General features: G+C 63.7%; 16 protein-coding genes and 1 pseudogene. 9 read left to right on the forward strand and 8 right to left on the reverse strand.

Features of this window, described 5'->3' with window-relative positions:
* Positions 1-117 precede the first annotated feature (117 nt).
* From ACQY4T_RS22915 to ACQY4T_RS22925, 3 genes are all read left to right on the forward strand, one after another.
* Complete coding sequence (locus ACQY4T_RS22915) at positions 118-1,314, forward strand: MFS transporter (protein WP_428535395.1); 1,197 nt, start codon at positions 118-120, stop codon at positions 1,312-1,314.
* Positions 1,315-1,539: 225 nt separating this feature from the next.
* The gene (locus ACQY4T_RS22920) at positions 1,540-1,821 is read left to right on the forward strand and encodes a hypothetical protein (protein WP_428535397.1); all 282 of its coding nucleotides are present in this window, start codon (positions 1,540-1,542) and stop codon (positions 1,819-1,821) included.
* A 77-nt stretch (positions 1,822-1,898) separates the two neighbouring features.
* Positions 1,899-2,699: a DUF6065 family protein gene (locus ACQY4T_RS22925; protein ID WP_428535399.1), complete on the forward strand. Its 801-nt coding sequence runs from the start codon at positions 1,899-1,901 to the stop codon at positions 2,697-2,699.
* Here the strand turns inward: ACQY4T_RS22925 and ACQY4T_RS22930 are convergent.
* From ACQY4T_RS22930 to otnI, 5 genes and pseudogenes are all read right to left on the reverse strand, one after another.
* Complete coding sequence (locus tag ACQY4T_RS22930; protein ID WP_428543079.1) at positions 2,674-4,488, reverse strand: hypothetical protein; 1,815 nt, start codon at positions 4,486-4,488, stop codon at positions 2,674-2,676. The genes ACQY4T_RS22925 and ACQY4T_RS22930 overlap by 26 nt on opposite strands.
* A 36-nt stretch (positions 4,489-4,524) precedes the next feature.
* A pseudogene (locus ACQY4T_RS22935) lies at positions 4,525-5,355 on the reverse strand (ATP-binding protein); the annotation flags it as partial.
* Positions 5,356-5,487: 132 nt separating this feature from the next.
* Positions 5,488-6,372, reverse strand: a complete 885-nt coding sequence (locus ACQY4T_RS22940) for a helix-turn-helix domain-containing protein (protein WP_428543040.1) — start codon at positions 6,370-6,372, stop codon at positions 5,488-5,490.
* 291 nt (positions 6,373-6,663) lie between these two features.
* A complete protein-coding gene (locus tag ACQY4T_RS22945; protein ID WP_428535401.1) occupies positions 6,664-7,545 on the reverse strand; it encodes a 2-hydroxy-3-oxopropionate reductase in 882 nt (293 codons plus the stop codon).
* A gap of 33 nt (positions 7,546-7,578) precedes the next feature.
* Complete coding sequence (gene otnI / locus ACQY4T_RS22950) at positions 7,579-8,358, reverse strand: 2-oxo-tetronate isomerase (protein WP_428535403.1); 780 nt, start codon at positions 8,356-8,358, stop codon at positions 7,579-7,581.
* 373 nt (positions 8,359-8,731) lie between these two features.
* Here otnI and ACQY4T_RS22955 point away from each other — a divergent pair, with 373 nt between their 5' ends.
* The 3 genes from ACQY4T_RS22955 to ACQY4T_RS22965 all read left to right on the forward strand — a co-directional run bounded on the left by ACQY4T_RS22955 (position 8,732) and on the right by ACQY4T_RS22965 (position 11,538).
* The gene (locus ACQY4T_RS22955; protein WP_428535405.1) at positions 8,732-9,787 is read left to right on the forward strand and encodes an AI-2E family transporter; all 1,056 of its coding nucleotides are present in this window, start codon (positions 8,732-8,734) and stop codon (positions 9,785-9,787) included.
* Positions 9,788-9,995: 208 nt separating this feature from the next.
* Entirely contained in the window at positions 9,996-10,937 is a 942-nt protein-coding gene (locus tag ACQY4T_RS22960) for an alpha/beta hydrolase (RefSeq protein WP_428535407.1), read from the forward strand.
* A gap of 4 nt (positions 10,938-10,941) precedes the next feature.
* Positions 10,942-11,538, forward strand: coding sequence for an antibiotic biosynthesis monooxygenase family protein (locus ACQY4T_RS22965; protein ID WP_428535409.1), 597 nt, complete (start codon positions 10,942-10,944; stop codon positions 11,536-11,538).
* Positions 11,539-11,576: 38 nt separating this feature from the next.
* Here ACQY4T_RS22965 and ACQY4T_RS22970 read toward each other — a convergent pair whose 3' ends face one another.
* Positions 11,577-12,908, reverse strand: a complete 1,332-nt coding sequence (locus ACQY4T_RS22970) for a TldD/PmbA family protein (RefSeq protein ID WP_428535411.1) — start codon at positions 12,906-12,908, stop codon at positions 11,577-11,579.
* A gap of 166 nt (positions 12,909-13,074) precedes the next feature.
* On the opposite strand from ACQY4T_RS22970, the gene ACQY4T_RS22975 reads away from it, so the two are divergent.
* Positions 13,075-14,259 carry an alpha-hydroxy acid oxidase gene (locus ACQY4T_RS22975; protein ID WP_428535413.1) on the forward strand — a complete coding sequence of 395 codons (1,185 nt, stop codon included), beginning with the start codon at positions 13,075-13,077 and terminating at the stop codon, positions 14,257-14,259.
* Between the two features lie 7 nt (positions 14,260-14,266).
* Complete coding sequence (locus tag ACQY4T_RS22980) at positions 14,267-15,733, forward strand: M81 family metallopeptidase (RefSeq protein WP_428535415.1); 1,467 nt, start codon at positions 14,267-14,269, stop codon at positions 15,731-15,733.
* 80 nt (positions 15,734-15,813) lie between these two features.
* Here ACQY4T_RS22980 and ACQY4T_RS22985 read toward each other — a convergent pair.
* Together ACQY4T_RS22985 and ACQY4T_RS22990 are read right to left on the reverse strand one after the other, a co-directional pair.
* Positions 15,814-16,883, reverse strand: a protein-coding gene (locus ACQY4T_RS22985) for an IS630 family transposase (protein WP_428531896.1) whose coding sequence is annotated in 2 segments (ribosomal slippage) — positions 15,814-16,394 and positions 16,394-16,883 — 1,071 coding nt in all. Because the reading frame shifts where the segments join, the coding sequence is not laid out codon by codon here.
* Positions 16,884-17,012: 129 nt separating this feature from the next.
* A protein-coding gene (locus ACQY4T_RS22990) for an IS630 family transposase (RefSeq protein WP_428531896.1) occupies positions 17,013-18,082 on the reverse strand; the annotation gives its coding sequence in 2 pieces (ribosomal slippage) (positions 17,013-17,593 and positions 17,593-18,082; 1,071 coding nt in all).
* 205 nt (positions 18,083-18,287) lie between these two features.
* On the opposite strand from ACQY4T_RS22990, the gene ACQY4T_RS22995 reads away from it, so the two are divergent.
* Entirely contained in the window at positions 18,288-19,271 is a 984-nt protein-coding gene (locus ACQY4T_RS22995) for a magnesium transporter CorA family protein (protein WP_428535417.1), read from the forward strand.

Genomic DNA, 19,271 nt, shown 5'->3' on the forward strand with positions numbered 1-19,271 from the left:
TTGCCCCGTCGTGTTTTGCATCGTCGTCACCATGCATCGTGTTCCAACCCTCGGCCTGAGGGCAACCGGAGCCTGTCAGTATGATCCATGCGATCTAATCCCGCGATCGACCGCACGATGTGGTTCTTCGCCGTCGTCTATGCGGTGGAGGGCATCGGCCAGGCCAAATCCGGCATCATGTGGCAGCCGTTGTCGCACTGGCTGAAGGTCACGCTGCATTGGGACCCGGTGATGATCAGCGCTTCGCTGGCGATCCTTGACTTGCCGTGGGTGATCAAGCCGGTGTGGGGCGCGATTTCGGATTTCGTGCCGTTGTTCGGCTATCGCAGGCGGCCTTATTTGGTGCTGGCGAATCTGGCGGCGTTTGCCGCGTTCGCCTGGGTAGCCACGATCGACACCAGTGCGGCGTTGATCCCGGCGCTGACCGTGACCGCGTTTGCGATGGCGATCTCCAGCACGCTGTGCGGTGCGTTGCTGGTCGAGACCGGGCAGAAGAACAACTCCACCGCCAGCGTGGTCAACCAGCAATGGCTCTGGTTCAACATCGCGCAGATGATCACCACGGTGCTGTCCGGCTACCTGATCGAGATGCTGTCGCCGACCGGTGCGCTGCACGCCGCCGCCTGGATCGCCGCGGTGGCGCCGCTGTCGATCGTTGCCGCGGTCTGGCTGATCAGCGAGCCGCGGGCGCGGATCGATCTGCAAGCCTTGCGGGAGCGCGTGGCTGCGCTGTTGAGCGTGTTCCGCAACCGTGATCTCTGGCTCACCGGCGGGTTTTTGTTCCTGTATTATTTCAGCCCGCATTTCGGCACCCCGATGTATTTTTACATGAGCGATCGGCTTGGTTTCTCGCAGGGCTTCATCGGCTGGCTATCGGCTTTCGGCGCGGCCGGCTGGATCCTGGGCGGTGTGCTGTTCCGCTGGCGGCTGGGTCACCTGACCCGGCCGGCGCTGCTTCGGCTTAGCATCGTGGGTGGGGTGATCAGCACGCTGGCGACCCTGGCGTTGATCGGTCCGGGCACGGCGATCGTCATTTGGGTGCTGAGCGGCATGACCAGCATGATCGCGATGATCGCCACCATGTCGCTGGCCGCTGACGCGTGCCCGGAAGGGGCCGAGGGTTTTGCGTTTGCCGCCATGATGTCGATCGTCAACCTGACCTCGCCGTTGTCGGACACTTTGGGGTCGGCGCTGTATGAGCACTTGTTCAACCAGAGATTGGCGCCGCTGATTCTGGTGTCGGCGGCGGCGACGGCGCTGGTGTTTTTCCTGGTCCCGCTGATGCTGTTCCGGCCGCCGCGGGCGGCGCGGTGAGGGATTGGGTCTTGCGAGCGCTGTTTGGGTGGCCCCGCGGTCAGTGCGTGGGCTTTGAGAGGCTCTGATTTGTTCAGCCGGGATACAGGGGATTATACTATTCCGATGTAGTATACGTTGTCTTTTGAGAACGATTATGTGATCACAAAGTTGTGAGTTTTGTGTTGCGTGGGGAAACCTGGGCGGGCTATTCACGGATTGTTGATCACAAAAAGGAGAGACCCAATGACAACGTTCGATGCTGCTTCCCACCAGGCTTCGCTCGCCGATCTGCCGCGTCCCGACATGGCTGTGACCGACATCCAGGGCCCTGTTCCGGCAGTGACCGATAGCGGTCGGATCAGCTTTGGCGCTGCTTGCCGCCTGCCGCTAGCGCTTCCGGCCGTGACCGACAACGGTCGCATCAGCTTCGGCGCCGCCTGCCGCCTGCCGCTCCCTGTCCCAGCAGTGAACGACAAGGGTCGCATCAGCTTCGGCGCCGCTTGCCGCCTACCGCTGCAGAAATAAACCGATGCGGTGCCGCTCCGGCTGTTTCACCGGAGCGGCACAATTTTTTGTCTTGTTACCCTTACGAAGGTATCGGCATGCCCAATAGCGAACCCCGCCTCCAATTTCACCGCCTGATCACAGAAGCTCGTCCCCCGCAGCGCGCCGACCGTTCTGCGCTCGGTACTTTGCCTACGCGGGCGTATCGCTATTGCGATGCAGTGACCAGCGCTGCTGGATACGGGTGGTGGGTGTTTTCCCCGATGGATCTGCAATTGATCTGGGATGGGCACGATATTTTTTGGTATTTCGACGGGGCTCCTGATTGGATGCCGCTGTCGCCTGCCGCCCAGTTCCCGAATTTCTCGCAGGCCTTCAACAGCGCCGCGCCAGCGGTATTGGAAGGCTGTGCACCACCGTTCCTGACGGTCCTACCGGAGCCCGGCATGGTGCAGATCTGGACCGGACTAATGGCTCGTACCGCGCCGGGATGGAGTCTACTGGTGCGCCCTCCGGCCAACCTCGCAACACCGGGCGGATACAGCCTCTACGAGGGTATTGTTGAAACCGACCAATGGTTTGGCCCTCTGTTCACTAATCTGCGGTTAACGCGGACCCATAAGCCCGTGCATCTAAAAGCGGATTTTCCGCTGCTTCAGGTGCAACCCCTCCCACGTGAGGCATATGCCGACCATACGTTGAACGCCACCACCATCGTACCCGACATGCTCAGCATGGAAGACGCCGACTGGAGCGCGTATCGGTCAACGATCGCGGTGCCGACCGAGGATCCTGACCGTCCGTTTGGTGCTTACGCCGTAGCCGCGCGGAAGCGTCGCCAGGGGGTTTGTCCATTCAGTGGTATGCAGACCGTCAGTGCGATGCCAGCGCAGGTTTAGCACGTTCGGGAATCCCCGCGAGACGGAGCCCCTGGAGATAGCAATCAAAATCCTGCTGCCTCGCTAGCGGCGAACGCAAAGCTGCGTCGCGAAGCGAGAAGTGCGGTTCCAAGGCCAGCAGGGCTCTACGGACATTGGTTGCTTCACGGCTGGAACCCAAATAAGCAAGTGAGGCCAACAGGAGCTTATAGGTCGAAGACAGCCCAGGATGGTGATCGCGCGCCCGACGGCACATCTGCGCCGAAGCTTCGTATTCACCGCTCAAGAACATTGGGAGTGCCAGCGCTGTATCAAAAAAGAAGCCGTGGGGATCGTGTGGGGATAAGCGCCTAGCATGCTCGGTGCGGCGGATGGCTTCCTTGTGTTCTCCTAAATAACTGTGGGCCAATCCGGAATAGCACCACGCAAGCGCCATATTCGGGTTTAGGGCGATCGCGCGTTCATGCAAACCCAGAGCACCTTCGGCGTCCCTATTCAAGAACGCCCGGACATGTCCGGCGACGGTAAATCCTCTGGCGTCTTCAGGATCCAGCACGACCGCGCGTCGCGAAAGTTCGTCAGCCCGCTGCATCGCCCGTTCGGCATCCACGGCCCAGCCCTGGCCGAGCAGAAATAAATGCCAGTGGGCAAGCCAGGAATGGCAAGCGGCGCTCTTGGAATCCACCGCCAGGGAACGTTCCAGCAACTGCCCGGATTCTCGAAACGCGTGTTCGTCCAGCCGATAGATCGCCGGGATCGCGCGCAGCATCATATCGTAAGCGGTGGGATCGACCCTGGGCCGCGACTTTGACTGCAGGCCTTCCCATACCAGCAGTTCGGGCGCGACCTGCGCGGCCGATTCTGAGGCGATACGATCCTGCAGGTCTAGCAGATCAGGCAGCAAGCCGTCGAAGCGTCGTCCCCAACTGATCGCGCCCGCTCCGCGCATATTCGCCAGCCGGAGCAAGACCGTGATCTTGTCCTGCTTTTTCCGGAAACTACCCTCGATCAGAAAATCCAGGTCGAGTTGCCCCCAGCGCTCGGTATCGGTCAGCGGTTCGTTGGCAAGCGCCGCGACGGACGCCGGCCCGACGCAGGTAATCCAGCGAAAGCGCGAAAAGGCGGTGGTGATTTCCTCGGCCAGACCCTGAGAGAAGTCGGCGTCGCCGCTGTTCGCTCCGATGCTCCGGAACGGCATCACGCCGAGCCGGATCGCGTTCCTGGGCAATCCGGTGTGCTGCGGGACGTCCGTTCGCGGCGCCGGGTCGCCAGTGATCGCTGTCGCGGAAACGGTGTGCTGGGCGTTGTCCCTGGCATCGGCCAGAAGCTGTTCGGTCTCGGTCGAGAACGTCTTGCTCGACAACACCGCCCCGACCATCCGGACCAGGTCGGCGGGGCGATATGGTTTCATCACGAACTCGAACCGCGCGTCGCCGCCCAACGAGGCGTGTCTGGCCTCGTCGGGGATGTCGTCCAACGTTCCGGAGGTCAACAGAACACAAAGATCGGGGCGCGACTGACGGGCACTGCGCGCCAAGGCCAGACCGCTGACCCCGCCCGGTAAACGTGCCGTTGTCAGCAATGCGTGGATTGGTTCATCCGATACGAACTCGGTCAGCGCGCCCGACCCATTGGCGACACCGACGGCGCGATAGCCATTGCGGGTCAAGGTTTCGCATGTCGTTATCCGCAGGTCGGCGTCGGGTTCGACGACCAGGATGGTCTGGTTGGTGCCGCTGGGCACCGAACCATCGGCGACCGGTGTCGGCGGGGGCTGCCGCCCGGTGGCGCGCGGCAGGAACAGCGACATCGTCGTGCCGCGCCCAACGGTGCTGTCCAGTTCAACCCAACCGCCGGATTGACCGGCAAAGCCGTGCACCTGGGCCAAGCCGAGGCCGCTGCCTTGGCCGGTCGGTTTGGTGGTGAAGAACGGCTCGAACACCTTGTCCTGGATTTCCGGCGCGATCCCGATCCCCGTGTCGCGCACATCGATGCGGACGTAATCACCGGCGGCGCGGGCGCCATTGGCTTTCGGGCCGCGGTCGATCCGTATGTTGTGGCAGGAAATATTGATGTTGCCGCCAAGCGGCATCGCATCCCGCGCATTGAGCACCAGATTGAGGATCGCCGATTCAAGCTGGCCCGGGTCGACGAGGCAGTTCCACAAGCCCGGTTCGGCCTGCAGCAGGACGCGGGCGCTTTCGCCGGCCGCCTGGGCCAGCAGTGGATGGGTGGCGGAAAGGATCTGATAGACCGAGATGGTTTCAGGGCGAAGCATCTGCTTGCGAGAGAACGACAGCAACTGACCCGCCAGCCGGCCGCCGCGTTCGGCCGCGCGCTCGATCATTTCGGCCCGCTGCACCCCCTGACTATCGCCGCGCGACTCGGCGTTCATGCGAAGCGCCGTCGCGTTGCCGAGCACCACGGTCAGCAGGTTGTTGAAGTCATGCGCCACGCCGCCGGTCAGCCGGCCGAGCGATTCCATTTTCTGGGCCTGGAAGCGCTCGCCTTGCATTGTATTCGGGTCGTCAGAGACGGACGACACCGATGCTTTCCCGGCGGCATGGGGAAACCAGCGGCCAAATCGTCCGGCAAGGAGGTCTATCAATCTGTTGCTCAAAACAGTTTGACGCGCCTTGTTGAGCGGTTGCCACAGCCTGGCGGCGCCGCCTGCCATGTTAACTTTCCACAATAAACCTTACGAAATGATAGGCACATACAACAAGACTTCAAAAGGCTATCGTCCAGCGGGGGGATCAAGAAAACTTGCGAGCCTGTCTGGAAATTACCGAGCACCTTGCTGGGACCGTTACGAGACCGGCGACGCGACGTTGAGCAACTGACGCAGCCGTCCGGCGCCGGACGGCCCCTTGATCGCTTCCCGCCAGCTTGCTTCGGCGACACGCTGATGCGCGGCGACCGCTTCGTCGGCGCCGGTGATCATTGCCACACCGGTCTGTGCGCCGGGATGGGTGTCGGTGCGGAACGGGTTGATCGCCAGGCTGACCCGGTCGCGGGCTCGCAGGATCTTGAACGAGGAACTTGGCGGCGAACTAGCCAGCAGGCCGAACTGCAATCCCATCGGTTCGGTCTCCATCAGGTTCGCGATATTCTCGATCTCGGACAGTGCGACGTCGCGGCAGATCCGGCGAGCGCGGTCCGAAAGATGCGGTCCGCTGACAATCCCAACCTCGATCAGTCGCTGCACCGCGGGCAATGAGACCATCGCGATGATGCTCGGCCGCCGCATCGCATACATGCGTTTCCTGGCAGCCAGGATGCCGAGAACCTGCTCGGCCATGCTGCGCAGCGCCATCCGTTCGGCACCGGCTTGATCGGCGGTCTCCTCGAACGCCTCGCTGAGCGCGTTATCATAGGCGTCAGACGTGGTCAGGTAGCACAGCGGCCCGGCCAACTGCAGCACCTGATCGGCGGTTTCCTCGATCTGGCGCACCCGCTCGAAATAGCCGATTGGGCGGTTGTAGTACTCCACGCCGATCCCCAACAGCGACAGCGGGGAGATTTTCAGCAGCTCAGCCAGCCGCTTGATGGTATCGAGCTTGATGACCTCGCCTTTTTCATAGCGATAGAGGGCGGCGCGCGAGACCCCCAGACGGGCCGCGATCTCCTCGGCGCGCAGGCCCGATTCGAGTCGGTAGGCGCGAAGTTGTTGGCCAATTTCGGTAAATCGCATCGACATAGGATAGGCGCCCTCACGCAACTTATGCGGGTAACTAGCTGAAAGTCCACCACTTCTCCGGAACAAAAGGCGGACGGCACGCAGAGTAGGTGGTTTTGTTCGAGCGGCCAATGTCTCAGAATCGGCGCGCTCTCTACAGTTTATTGTGGCCGGGTTCTAAAACTCAACTCCTTTTCAACTCCTGCGACTCGTTCCCACTTTGCAGTGGGCTGCCCCCGCGTAACCCTCGGTCGCCCTGGCTAGCCTACGCACACCTCGCGATTGAATGCCGGGCTGCGGCCGTGATCATTCCCGGATGCTGTGTGCCGCGAGGCCCTCGATCGCGAGGATCAGCGCCGAATGGTCCAGCTCGCCGCCGCCATGGGCGATGCACGAGGCCAACATTTGCTGGGCGATGGCGGTGTTGGGCAGCGACAGATTGAGCGTCTTGGCCGAGGACAGCGCGAGGTTCAGATCCTTCTGGTGCAGCCTGACCTTGAAGCCGGGGTCGAACTTGCCGTTGAGCATGCGCTCGCCATGCAACTCCAGGACGCGGGAAGAGGCGAAACCGCCCGTGATTGCCTGACGCACCTTGGCCGGATCGGCGCCGGCCTTGGAGGCGAACACCAGGGCTTCCGACACCGCCTGGATGTTCAGCGCGACGATAATCTGGTTGGCGACCTTGCAGATCTGTCCGGCTCCGGGTTCGGCGCCGACATGGGTGATGTTCTTGCCCATCAGCTCGAACAGCGGCTTGGCGCGGGCAAACGCAGCGTCGGGGCCGCCGACCATGATGGTCAGCGTCGCCTGCTTGGCGCCGACCTCGCCGCCGGATACCGGGGCGTCGAGGTAGTCGCAGCCGTGGTCGTTGATCCGCTTGGCGTAATCCTTGGTCTCGAGCGGGCCGATCGAGGACATGTCGATCACCAAAGTGCCCTTTTTCAGGCCCTCGGCGGCGCCGTTTTCACCGAACAGCACGGTCTCGACGTCTTGGGTGTCGGGAACCATCAGGATCAACACCTCGACGTCGGCCGCGACCGCCTTCGCGGTCGATACCACCTTGGCAGCGCCGCGGAGCTCCTGGGTGAGGCTGGAACGGTCGGGGACGATCAGGTCATGGCCGGCGTTCTTCAGGTTCAGCGCCATTGGCCGCCCCATGATGCCGAGGCCGATAAATCCGATTTTCATTGTGCTTTGCTCTCCTGTCCCGACACCGGGTGTTCAAACGTCGAAGCGTTCGCGCCAGCCCAGGCCGGCGGCGGTATCCGCGGCGGGGCGGTACTCGCAGCCGACCCAGCCCTGGTAGCCGAGTTCGTCGATCCGGCGGAACACGTAGGACCAGCCGATCTCGCCGGTGCCGGGTTCGTTGCGCGCCGGGACGTCGGCGATCTGGATGTGCGCGATCAGCGGCATGAACTGCTCCATGCGCTTGGTGATGTCACCCTCTGAGACCTGCACATGATAGACGTCGAATTGCAGACCCAGGCGGTCGCGCCCGATCGCTTCGACGATGGCGGCGCCCTGCGCCTGGGTATTGAGGAAATAGCCGGGCATGTCGCGGTGGTTGATCGGCTCGATCACCAATCGCACGCCGGCGGGCTGCGCCTGTTCGGCGGCCCAGGCGAGATTCGCGGCATAGACCGCGGTTGCCGTGGTCATCGGCACTCCGGCCGCCACAATTCCGGCCATGCAATGGATCTGTCGACACTCGAGCGCGGTGGCGTAATCCAACGCGCGTTTCACCGACTCGCGGAACTCACCCTGACGACCTGGCATGCTGGCCATGCCGCGTTCGCCAGTTGCCCAGTCGCCTGGGGGCATGTTGAACAAGACCTGAGTCAGCCCTTCGGCGCTAAGGCGTTCACGCAGGACGGCGGGGGGGAATTCATAGGGGAACAGAAATTCCACACCCTCGAAGCCGGCTCGGCGGGCGGCTGCGAAGCGATCAAGGAACGCCACCTCGTTGAACATCATCGACAGGTTGGCGGCTAAGCGTGGCATGGCATACCTCCTTTGCCCTTGATCGCATCGAACAGTTTCTGGCGGAGCTGGGTGGGACGCCGATCCTTGGAGGCCCCTTGTCCGCCCGTCCGAAACGCGCAACGACCGATCGTGGCCATACTCCCGGTGGACGAGCTGCTGGGGACGATCCGCGGAAGTCGATCCTCGGGGGATGCACGGCTGAGGCGGAAACTACAGGCGCGCGGCGTACTTGGCTAGTATCGCGCGTTGGAGAAGCGCGATAGGTCGGTTCCTTGTTTGAATATCCGATTCACGCGCCGGATCGTGGACGCTCCGCGGCTGGCGCTGCTCTACGGTCGGGCACTTGGGCGCGGCGACGGCGCGCGATGCGAGCAATCGCGGATGGAGAGGCATGATCGCTGAACGGATACTGATGGGCCTGCTGCTGGGCGGCGTGGCGATCGGCTGTGTGCTGGTGTTGTATCCGTTCCTGTCGGCGTTGCTGTGGGCCGGGATCCTGGTTTTCACCACCTGGCCGGTCTACGACTGGCTGCGATTGCGCTTGCGGCTGCCACGGATCTGGGCGGCTTTGCTGATGGTGTTACTGACCGCCGTGGTGCTGGTGCTGCCGATCGGGGTGGCCGCGCCGGGCAGCGCCGACGATGTCAACCATCTGCGGCACGTGATCATGGACGGCTTGCGCGCCGGCCTGCCGGATTCTCCGAGTTGGGTGTTCGATATCCCGGTGATCGGCACCACAGTGGGCGATCTGTGGAACCGTTGGGCCGCCGATGTCAGCGTGATGCTGGAGGCGTTGCGGCCGTATTTCGGCATCGTCGTCGAAAACGCCCTGAGCCTGCTGCTGGGCATCGCCAACGGCGTGCTGATGTTCCTGCTGGCACTGTTCGTGGCGTTCTTTTTCTATGTCTATGGCGAACCGATCGCGGATCGGCTGCGGCTGTTGCTGCATCGCATTGCCGGGGTGCAGGCGGAACGACTGATCGCGGTAACCGGGGCGACCGTGCGGGGCGTGGTCTATGGTATTCTCGGCACCGCGGTCGTGCAGGGAATCCTCACGGCGTTCGGCCTCTGGTTGTCCGGGGTGCCGCGACCGGTGTTGCTGGGCAGTGTGGCCGGCCTGCTTGCGGTGCTGCCGATCGGTGCGCCGGTGATCTGGATCCCGGCGGCGATCTGGCTGATGAGCAGCGGGCATGTCGGCTGGGGAGTCTTCCTGGGGATCTACGGCATCGGCGCGATTTCGGGGTCCGACAGTCTTATCCGACCGTGGTTTATTTCCCGTGGCGCGCAGTTGCCGTTCGTGCTGACGGTGCTTGGGGTGCTCGGCGGCGCGCTGGCATTCGGGCTGTTGGGGATCTTCCTCGGGCCGGTGCTGCTGGGGATCGGCTACACGCTGGCCAACGAGTGGGCGCGCGGAGCCGATCCTCGGGCGTCGATCGGGGATCATTGATCTGCCCGGCGATCGCGATGGCGGTCGGAAGGGTGCCGACCTCGAACGCCGCGAAACGGCGGCTGGCCTGAGCAGGTTGGCTGCAGCCGGCCGGGCGAATTCATCCCTCCGATCGGCGACGCTTCGGTCCGCGCCGAACTGATCTGGGCAGATTTCGCGCCGTGGCACCCCCATTGTCGGGTCAATGCTCGATGAAGGAGATGACCCGATGATTGACGCCCCGAAGCTGGACCCGCGGGAGACCCACGTGCGGATTCCGAGTCCCCACGCGGGACTGAAACTATTTCTGCGGCATTTGCCCCTGCCGCAGGGCGTTCCGGTCCGCGGCATCGTGCTGTATGCCCACGGCGGCACGTTCTGCTCGGCGCTTTCCATTGCGCACCGCTTCGATGGGCGATCCTGGCGCGATGAACTGTGTGACGCCGGGTTCCATGTCTGGGGCCTCGATTGCCACGGTTTCGGCCGGTTCTCCGACCCATATCCGGACACCGATCTTCAGACGCCGCTGGGGCGGACCGCCGATGCCAGCCGGCAATTGGAGGCGGCGGTGCGCTTCATCTTGGCTCAACATCAAAGCCAACGGCTGTCGCTGGTTGCGCATTCCTGGGGCACCATGGTTGCCGGACATTTCGCCGGACGCTGCCCCGAATTGGTCGACCGCATGGTGTTCTTCGGCCCAATCGCGCGAAGGACGCCGCTTGGCGACGCACCGAAGCTAGGCGCCTGGAGGCTGATCTCATTGCAGGATCAATGGGACCGATTCACCGCCGACGTTCCCCAAGGCGAGGCCCCGGTGCTATCGAGACGCCACTTCGACGAATGGGGTGAGGCCTATTTAGACTCCGATAGCGAAAGCCGTGACCGCCAGCCGCTGGCGGTCAGGGTTCCCGGCGGCGCGTTCCAGGACATTTTTGACGCCTGGGCCGGCTCGCTATCGTATGATCCGGGGTTAATCCGGGCTTCGCTCGCCATCATCCACGGGGAGTGGGACAGCATGTGTACCGACGCCGACGCGGCCTGGTTGCTGGATGCGATCGGAGATGGCCGCGCTATCAAGGTGGCGCGTGCCACCCATTTGATGCATCTGGAGGCAAACCGCCACGCTTTGTATCGCGCGACCGAAGGCTTCCTGGCCGGATCGAGGAGCTAAATTTATGTTCGCGGTGGTGTTTGAAGTAAAGCCTCGGCCCGAGGCGTGGGACGACTACCTCGGCCACGCCGGTGCATTGCGGCCTGAACTGGTCGCCATCGATGGTTTCATTGTCAACGAGCGTTACGCCAGCGTCGCCCGGCACGGCTGGCTTGTGTCGCTTTCGATCTGGCGGGACGAGAAGGCGCTGATTCGCTGGCGCACGCATGCCCTGCACCACGAAATCCAGGTTAAGGGCCGGTCGTCCGTGTTGGCCGATTACCATCTGCGGGTCGGCGAGATCACTGCTGACACCGAGGCGCGGGAGGCGTTGCCGCAGCAGCGCTTCGATGCCACCGAAGTCGGTGCGTCCAAGGCCCTGACGTTGACGGAGCAGGCGCTGAGTGCCCTGCCTTCCGCCTCGGGCGGCGAGGCGTTCGATAGCATCACCCAGCCCGGCAACGGATTGTATCTACAGTCGTGGTCCGATCCGGCAGCAGCCGAAGCTGGGATCAGCAACCTGGCGGGGCGGCACCGCGTGGTGCGGGTGATCCGTGACTACGGCATGTTCGCGCGCGCCGAGGCGCCGCAGTATTTTCCGCCGCGTGACGGCGGTTGTTGAGGACGCTGGTTGTCAAGCAATCGAGGCGGTTTCGCGGACTATCCGCCGCCCATCGTCATTCCATCGATCCGCACGGTGGGCGAGTCGGTGCCGCGTCGGAACACCAGGTCCGATGCGGCCACCATGTTGGCGAACATATCCACCAGGTTGCCGGCGACGGTGACCTCGGCGACCGGTTCGGCCAGGGCTCCGTCCCGGATCATGAAGCCGGCAGCGCCGCGGCTGTAGTCACCGGTTACCCCGTTCACGCCCATGCCGATCATCTCGGTGATATAGAAACCCTGCTTGATATCGGCCATCAGTGACGCCGGTGTCACCGTCCCGGCAGCGAGGTACAGATTGCTGGTGGACGGCGACGGTGGCCCGCTAGTACCGCGTGAGGCATGACCGGTCGACGCCAATCCAAGCTGGCGGGCGGAGCGGCTGTCGAGCAGCCAGGTGGTCAGCACCCCGTCCTCGATCAACGCCTGGCCCTTGGTCGGGGTGCCTTCGCCGTCGAACAGCCTGGACCGCAGGCCGCGCACCCGGCGCGGATCGTCGAGGATGTTGATGCCGGCGGCGAACACTCGCTGGTGCAGCTTCTCCTTGAGAAAGCTGGTGCCTCGGGCGACGCCGGCACCGTTGATCGCGCCGGCGAGGTGGCCCAGCAGACCACCGGCGACACGGGGGTCGTAGACGACGGGGATCCGGGCGGTGTTCGGACGGGTCGGGTTAAGCCTGGCGATGGCGCGTTCGCCGGCGCTTTTGCCGATCTGGGCGGGATCGTCCAGATCGGCAAAATAGACCGTGCTGTGGTAATCGTAGTCGCGCTGCATGTCGGTGCCGGTGCCGGCGAGCGCGGTGGCGGAGATCGAGTGGCTGGTGCCGACGCGGCGTCCGGCAAAGCCGGCGGAGGTCACCAGGACGATCTCGTTGCGGCCGTAGCCGGCCTCGGCGCCCTCGGAATTGGTGACGCCGTGAACCGAGAAAGCGGCTGTCTCGGCGGCGGCGGCGCGATCGGCCAGGGCATCGGGCGGTGGTTCCGCCGGGTCCGCCATGTCCAGATTCATGTCGTCCGGCGGTGCCCAGGTCTCGGCCAGCCCGGCGAACGGGTCTTCGGGCACGACCTTGGCCATGGCCACGGCACGCTCAGTCAGGCTGGAGAAGCCGGCCGGGTCGAGCGAGGTGGATGACACGATCGCGGCGCGCCTGCCGACGAATACACGCAGGCCAAGGTCACGGCCCTCGGATCGCTCCAGATGCTCGATCTTGCCTTGGCGCGAGGCCACCGACAGCGAGGTGCCGTTCACCAGGACCGCATCGGCGGCGTCGGCCCCGGCGGTTCGGGCCTGACGGATCAGATCGGATACCAGAGAGACGTAGTCGGTCATTGGGTCGGTTCCTTCGCCGCGGGCCACGCCGCGTTCATAGAGCGTTTGGTTTCCGAGCCATAGATAGGGGTTTGCATGAAGGATTGCAGACCGGCGACCCGGGATGCGTCGCTTGACACGGTTCCCGCCGGCTTCATCATTCCGCCATCACGGGGGAAATTGGGGCATGGCGAGGCTCGACAATTGCTACAACGTCTTCGATCTGCGCGAAGCGGCGAAGCGGCGCCTGCCGCGCGGTGTGTTCGAGTTCGTGGACCGCTCGACCGAGGATGAGCTGGCGCTGCGCAACAACCGGCATGCGTTCGAGAAGATCAAGCTGAAGCATCGGGCGCTGGTCGATGTGTCCGGCCGTTCGACCAAGACCACGCTGTTCGGCAAGGATATCGCGCTGCCGATGGCGATCGCACCGACGGGTGCGGCGGGTCTGTGCTGGCACGAGGGCGAGCTGGAACTGGCGAAGGCGGCGGCGCGGGCGAAGATCCCGTTCACGCTGGCGACCGGCGCAATGACCTCGATGGAGAAGATCGCCAAGGAGGCGAATTTCCGGCTGTGGTTCCAGCTTTATGTGTGGAAGCAGCGGGAGCTGTCGTATCAGTTGATCGAGCGGGCCAAAAACAACGGTTTCGAGGCGCTGATCGTTACCACCGACACGATCGTGCCGCCGAACCGGGAGTATAACGCGAAGAATGGGTTCCTGCTGCCGTTCCATCCGACGCTGCGCTTCACCTGGGACATCATGCAGCACCCGACCTGGTTCACCACCGTGCTGATGAAGTATTTCACCACCATCGGGATGCCGCGCAACGAGAACTATCCCGACCCTTACCGGCGCCCGATCGGCACCGATCCGGGAACCCGGGAGGTGATGCGGCAGGATTCGCTGAACTGGGACGATATCCGCATTTTCCGTGACAAGTGGCCGGGCATCTTGATGCTGAAGGGCATCAACCGCGTGGACGATGCGCTGAAGGCGATCGGTTATGGCGTCGATGGCCTGATCGTATCCAATCATGGCGGGCGTAACATGGACAGCGCCGCCGCGACGTTGGATATGCTGCCGGAAATCGCCGAGGCGGTGGGCGACAAGGCGACCGTGATCCTGGATTCCGGGGTACGGCGAGGATCGGATATCGTCAAGGCGCTTGCGCTGGGGGCGAAATGCGTGCTGACCGGGCGGGCGACGCTGTATGGCACCGCGGTCGGCGGACAAGCCGGGGCGTCCAAGGCAGTGGGGTTCATCCAGACCGAGATGGACAAGACCATGGCCTATACCGGCTGCAACCGGGTGGACGAGATCTCGACCGACATCTTCTTCGGTGACCGGGAAAGTAACCGGCTGATGGCGGGATGATCGCGGCATGAAGCTTTTCATGGCGACGCTGGCGACCGAGACCAACACGTTCTCGCCGCTGCCAACCGGCCGCGCGGCGTTCACCGGCGGGCGTGACTGGTATCGGCATGACGCCAGCCGGCAACCTGCAACGATCGCCAACATTCCGCTGATCGCGTGGCGTCGGCTGGGCGAGGCGGATGGGCACACGGTTGTCGAAAGCATCTGCACCTTCGCGCAGCCTGCCGGGACGACGCTGCGGCAGGTGTACGAAGAACTGCGCGACATGATCCTGGCGGATCTTGCGGCCGCCATGCCGGTGGATGTGGTGCTGCTGTTCATGCATGGGGCGATGGTGGCGCACGGCTATGATGATTGCGAGGGCGATACGCTGGAGCGGGTGCGACGGATCGTTGGGGCAGCGGCGACGATCGGCGTGGAACTGGACCTGCACTGCCATCTGACCGAGCAGATGCGGGTCAGTTCCGACGCGATTGTCCTGTACAAGGAATATCCGCATGTGGATATCGGCGATCGCGCGCCCGAGCTATATCGCATTTGCCTGGATGCGGCGCAGGGGAAGGTCAGGCCGGTGATGGCCTATCACGACTGCCGGATGATCGCCACGTATCGGCCGACGCAGGACCCGGTGCGTGGTTTCGTCGATCGGATGAAGGCGCTGGAGGGGCATGACGGCATCCTGTCAGTATCCTTCGGTCACGGCTTTCCTTGGGCGGATGTGGCCGATGTCGGCAGCAAGATCCTGGTAGTGGCCGATCGCGATACCGAGGCCGCGGGCGCCTTGGCGCGGCGGTTGGGCGAGGAACTTTGGCGGATGCGCGATGCCGCGACCGCCATACTGGACAGCATCGACGATGCGCTGGACGGCGCGGCGTCCGGCGGCGGCAATGGTCCCTTGGTGCTGGCCGATGCCTCGGACAACGCCGGCGGCGGGGCGCCCTCGGACAGTACCGCGATCCTGCGGCGCGTTCTGGAGCGCGAGATGAAGGACATCGCGATCGGCTGCTTCTGGGACCCGCAAGCGGTGCAGTTCTGCGTCGAGGCAGGCCAGGGCGCGACTTTCATGCTGCGAGTCGGGGGCAAGTGTGGCGCGGCATCGGGCGATCCGGTCGATCTGATGGTGACGGTCCGGGCGATCGCGCTTAATCATTCCCAGGGCGGACTGAGCGGGGGGCGCGCGGATTATGGTCCAAGCGTCTGGGTATCCGGCGGCGATGTCGATTTAGTACTAACCAGCCAGCGCCAGCAGGTCTTTTCTCCGGATGCGTTCACCGGGCTGGGGCTGACACTGCACGACAAGGCGGTTGTGGTGGTGAAGTCCTCGCAGCATTTCCAGGCGGGATTTGCCCCGGTGGCGCGAGCGATTCGGTATGTGTCCGGGCCTGGCGCGCTGGATTTCGACTACGCGGCGTTGCCCTACATGAAGCGCACACGCGCGTTCTGGCCACGCGTCGCCGATCCGTTCTACGAGTAGCGGTTGGGCCCGAGAATCGGGTTCGGCTCGCAACGGCTTTTCATCGACTTGCGTGAAACCGACGGGTTATACCAGCCGCCCTAGACACTGACTGTTGCCCACTCCCTGGTGCCAATGGATCGAATTCGATCTGGATCATCGACCAGCCAGTTCCAGGCCTCTGCGCAAGCCTCGAGGATCTCGTCGTAGCTGTCCCATACGCAGGCGGAGAGTTTGTTGGCGCGAAGGTAATCCCAGACATTCTCCATCGGGTTAAGTTCCGGGGCGTAGGGCGGCAGCGGCAACAGCACGATGTTGTCGGGCAGCTTGATGTCGCCGCCGCGCTGATGCCACCCGGCGCCGTCACAGATAATCGCCGCGATCGAGCCGGGCGCGACCTGCGTGCTGATCTCGGCGAGGTGCAGGTTCATGCATTCCATGTTGGCGGCTGGCGCGATGATCGCCGCGCCGACACCGCGTGCCGGACAGATCGCGCCAAAGATGTAGGCGGTGTCGTGGCGGTTGTCGCGCAGCATCGGCGGACGCGAACCGACCGGCGCCCAGACATAACTGAGCGAGCCTTTCTGCCCGACCCTGGCCTCATCCTGGAACCAGATCTCCACCGGCGTGGCCGCGGTGCAGCCGTTCAGGGCTTGCTTCAGGCTGGCACCGAAGTTTTTTTAAAAGCCTCCTGCGCCGCCGCATCCTTCCTGGGATGATACGGCCGCGGCTGCAGCTGGGTGAGCTTCAGTTTGTGCAGCCACTTGCCGATCGTGCGTTCGGGTACGGTGACCGAGAACCGCCTTGTCACCTCGGCGCGCAGATCGACACAGCGCCAGCGGATGACCTTATGGATGTTCGGATCAGGCCCGGCGATCACCAGCTCGCGCAGTTCCGCCATCTGCGCCTCGCTCAGTTTGGCGCGCGCCCCCGGTGGCTTGCGCGACACCAGGCCGTCAAGGCCGGCATGGTTATAACGATGCACCCAGTCGCGCAGGGTCTGACGGTCCATGCCCGCCTGGCGCGCGGCATCAAGCCGCGAGACCCCGTCGTGGATCATCGCGATTGCCAACAGCCGCCGGGCCTGGCCGGCGTCGTCGCTCTTCGCCGCCAGGGCACGCAGTTCCGCCGGCGCGTGGTCGATGCGAGTAATTTTGATCGCTGCGCTCATCGCGTCCTCCAATGCAGCGAATCGATGCCGCAGCGAGAGCGAATCGTACTTTCGCGGTCTTGAGAATCGGGGGGCCGAGAAATCTAGCGAGAGTCGTCTTCAGTGGCGGCTGGTATTATACCAGCCGCCCTAGACACTGACTGTTGCCCACTCCCTGGTGCCAATGGATCGAATTCGATCTGGATCATCGACCAGCCAGTTCCAGGCCTCTGCGCAAGCCTCGAGGATCTCGTCGTAGCTGTCCCATACGCAGGCGGAGAGTTTGTTGGCGCGAAGGTAATCCCAGACATTCTCCATCGGGTTAAGTTCCGGGGCGTAGGGCGGCAGCGGCAACAGCACGATGTTGTCGGGCAGCTTGATGTCGCCGCCGCGCTGATGCCACCCGGCGCCGTCACAGATAATCGCCGCGATCGAGCCGGGCGCGACCTGCGTGCTGATCTCGGCGAGGTGCAGGTTCATGCATTCCATGTTGGCGGCTGGCGCGATGATCGCCGCGCCGACACCGCGTGCCGGACAGATCGCGCCAAAGATGTAGGCGGTGTCGTGGCGGTTGTCGCGCAGCATCGGCGGACGCGAACCGACCGGCGCCCAGACATAACTGAGCGAGCCTTTCTGCCCGACCCTGGCCTCATCCTGGAACCAGATCTCCACCGGCGTGGCCGCGGTGCAGCCGTTCAGGGCTTGCTTCAGGCTGGCACCGAAGTTTTTTTAAAAGCCTCCTGCGCCGCCGCATCCTTCCTGGGATGATACGGCCGCGGCTGCAGCTGGGTGAGCTTCAGTTTGTGCAGCCACTTGCCGATCGTGCGTTCGGGTACGGTGACCGAGAACCGCCTTGTCACCTCGGCGCGCAGATCGACACAGCGCCAGCGGATGACCTTATGGATGTTCGGATCAGGCCCGGCGATCACCAGCTCGCGCAGTTCCGCCATCTGCGCCTCGCTCAGTTTGGCGCGCGCCCCCGGTGGCTTGCGCGACACCAGGCCGTCAAGGCCGGCATGGTTATAACGATGCACCCAGTCGCGCAGGGTCTGACGGTCCATGCCCGCCTGGCGCGCGGCATCAAGCCGCGAGACCCCGTCGTGGATCATCGCGATTGCCAACAGCCGCCGGGCCTGGCCGGCGTCGTCGCTCTTCGCCGCCAGGGCACGCAGTTCCGCCGGCGCGTGGTCGATGCGAGTAATTTTGATCGCTGCGCTCATCGCGTCCTCCAATGCAGCGAATCGATGCCGCAGCGAGAGCGAATCGTACTTTCGCGGTCTTGAGAATCGGGGGGCCGAGAAATCTAGCGAGAGTCGTCTTCAGTGGCGGCTGGTATTAAACTGTTCGCAGTGTTTCCGGTAGGTCAAGCGAGTCCGAACCGATCGGCGCAACCCCGTCCGGATCGATTGCGCTGGAGGGTTGGCGATGATCAAGGCTTTCGCTTGCGACGGCGGGCGGTTGCGTCGACTCGGCGAGACTGGTTCCGCCGACGCGCTGCGTCATGCGGTGTGGATCGATCTGCTGAACGCGGCGCCGGAGGAGATCGACCGGGTGCAACAGGCAGCCGGGCTGACGGTGCCGTCGGAAGCCGACGTCAGCGAAATCGAAACGTCTAGCCGGTTGGCCAACCGCGACGGTGCGCTGTATCTCAGCATGCCGCTGGTCAGATATGCCGAGGAGGGATTGCGCAGTGTCTCCGCCGGCTTCGTGGTCAGCCCGGACCGGCTGATCACTGTTCGGTTCGCCGAGCACCGGTTGTTCGACATCTATGGTGAACAGGTCTCCAGCCGGTCCGCACCCCCGAGTTCGGGCGCGCATATCTTCGTCGACCTGATGGAGGCAATCGTTGATCGTCAGGCCGACGTGCTGGAGCAGGTGCGCGCCGACCTCGATTCGATTTCCCATGCCATTTTCGCCATGGGTGTCAATCAGGAGGGCGGGCGAAAGGCGGAAGACGCCATTCTGCGGCACACCCTGGGGCAGATCGGGCGTATTGGCGACCAGATTTCTCATGTCCGCGACACCCAGGTCGGGGCGGCGCGGATCGCGCCTTATGTGGAGACAACGGCGGCCGACTGGCTGCCGAAGGATCTGATGCCTCGGCTGGCGACGCTGCGGCAGGACATCGCGTCGGTCAGCGATTTCGACACCTACCTGAACGACAAGCTGCAATTCCTGCTCGATGCGACGTTGGGGTTCATCAATATCGCCCAAAACAATGTGATGAAGGTCATGGCGATCGCTTCGGTCGTGGGGATTCCGCCGGTGCTGATCGCCGGCGTCTACGGCATGAACTTCAAGAATATCCCGGAATATAACTGGGCCTGGGGCTACGCATGGGGCTGGGGTCTGATCGTCCTGACGACGCTGATTCCATTGGCGGTGTTTCGCTGGCGCAAGTGGATCTGA

This window comes from Rhodopila sp., assembly GCF_965277825.1.
Taxonomy (GTDB): Bacteria; Pseudomonadota; Alphaproteobacteria; order Acetobacterales; family Acetobacteraceae; genus Rhodopila.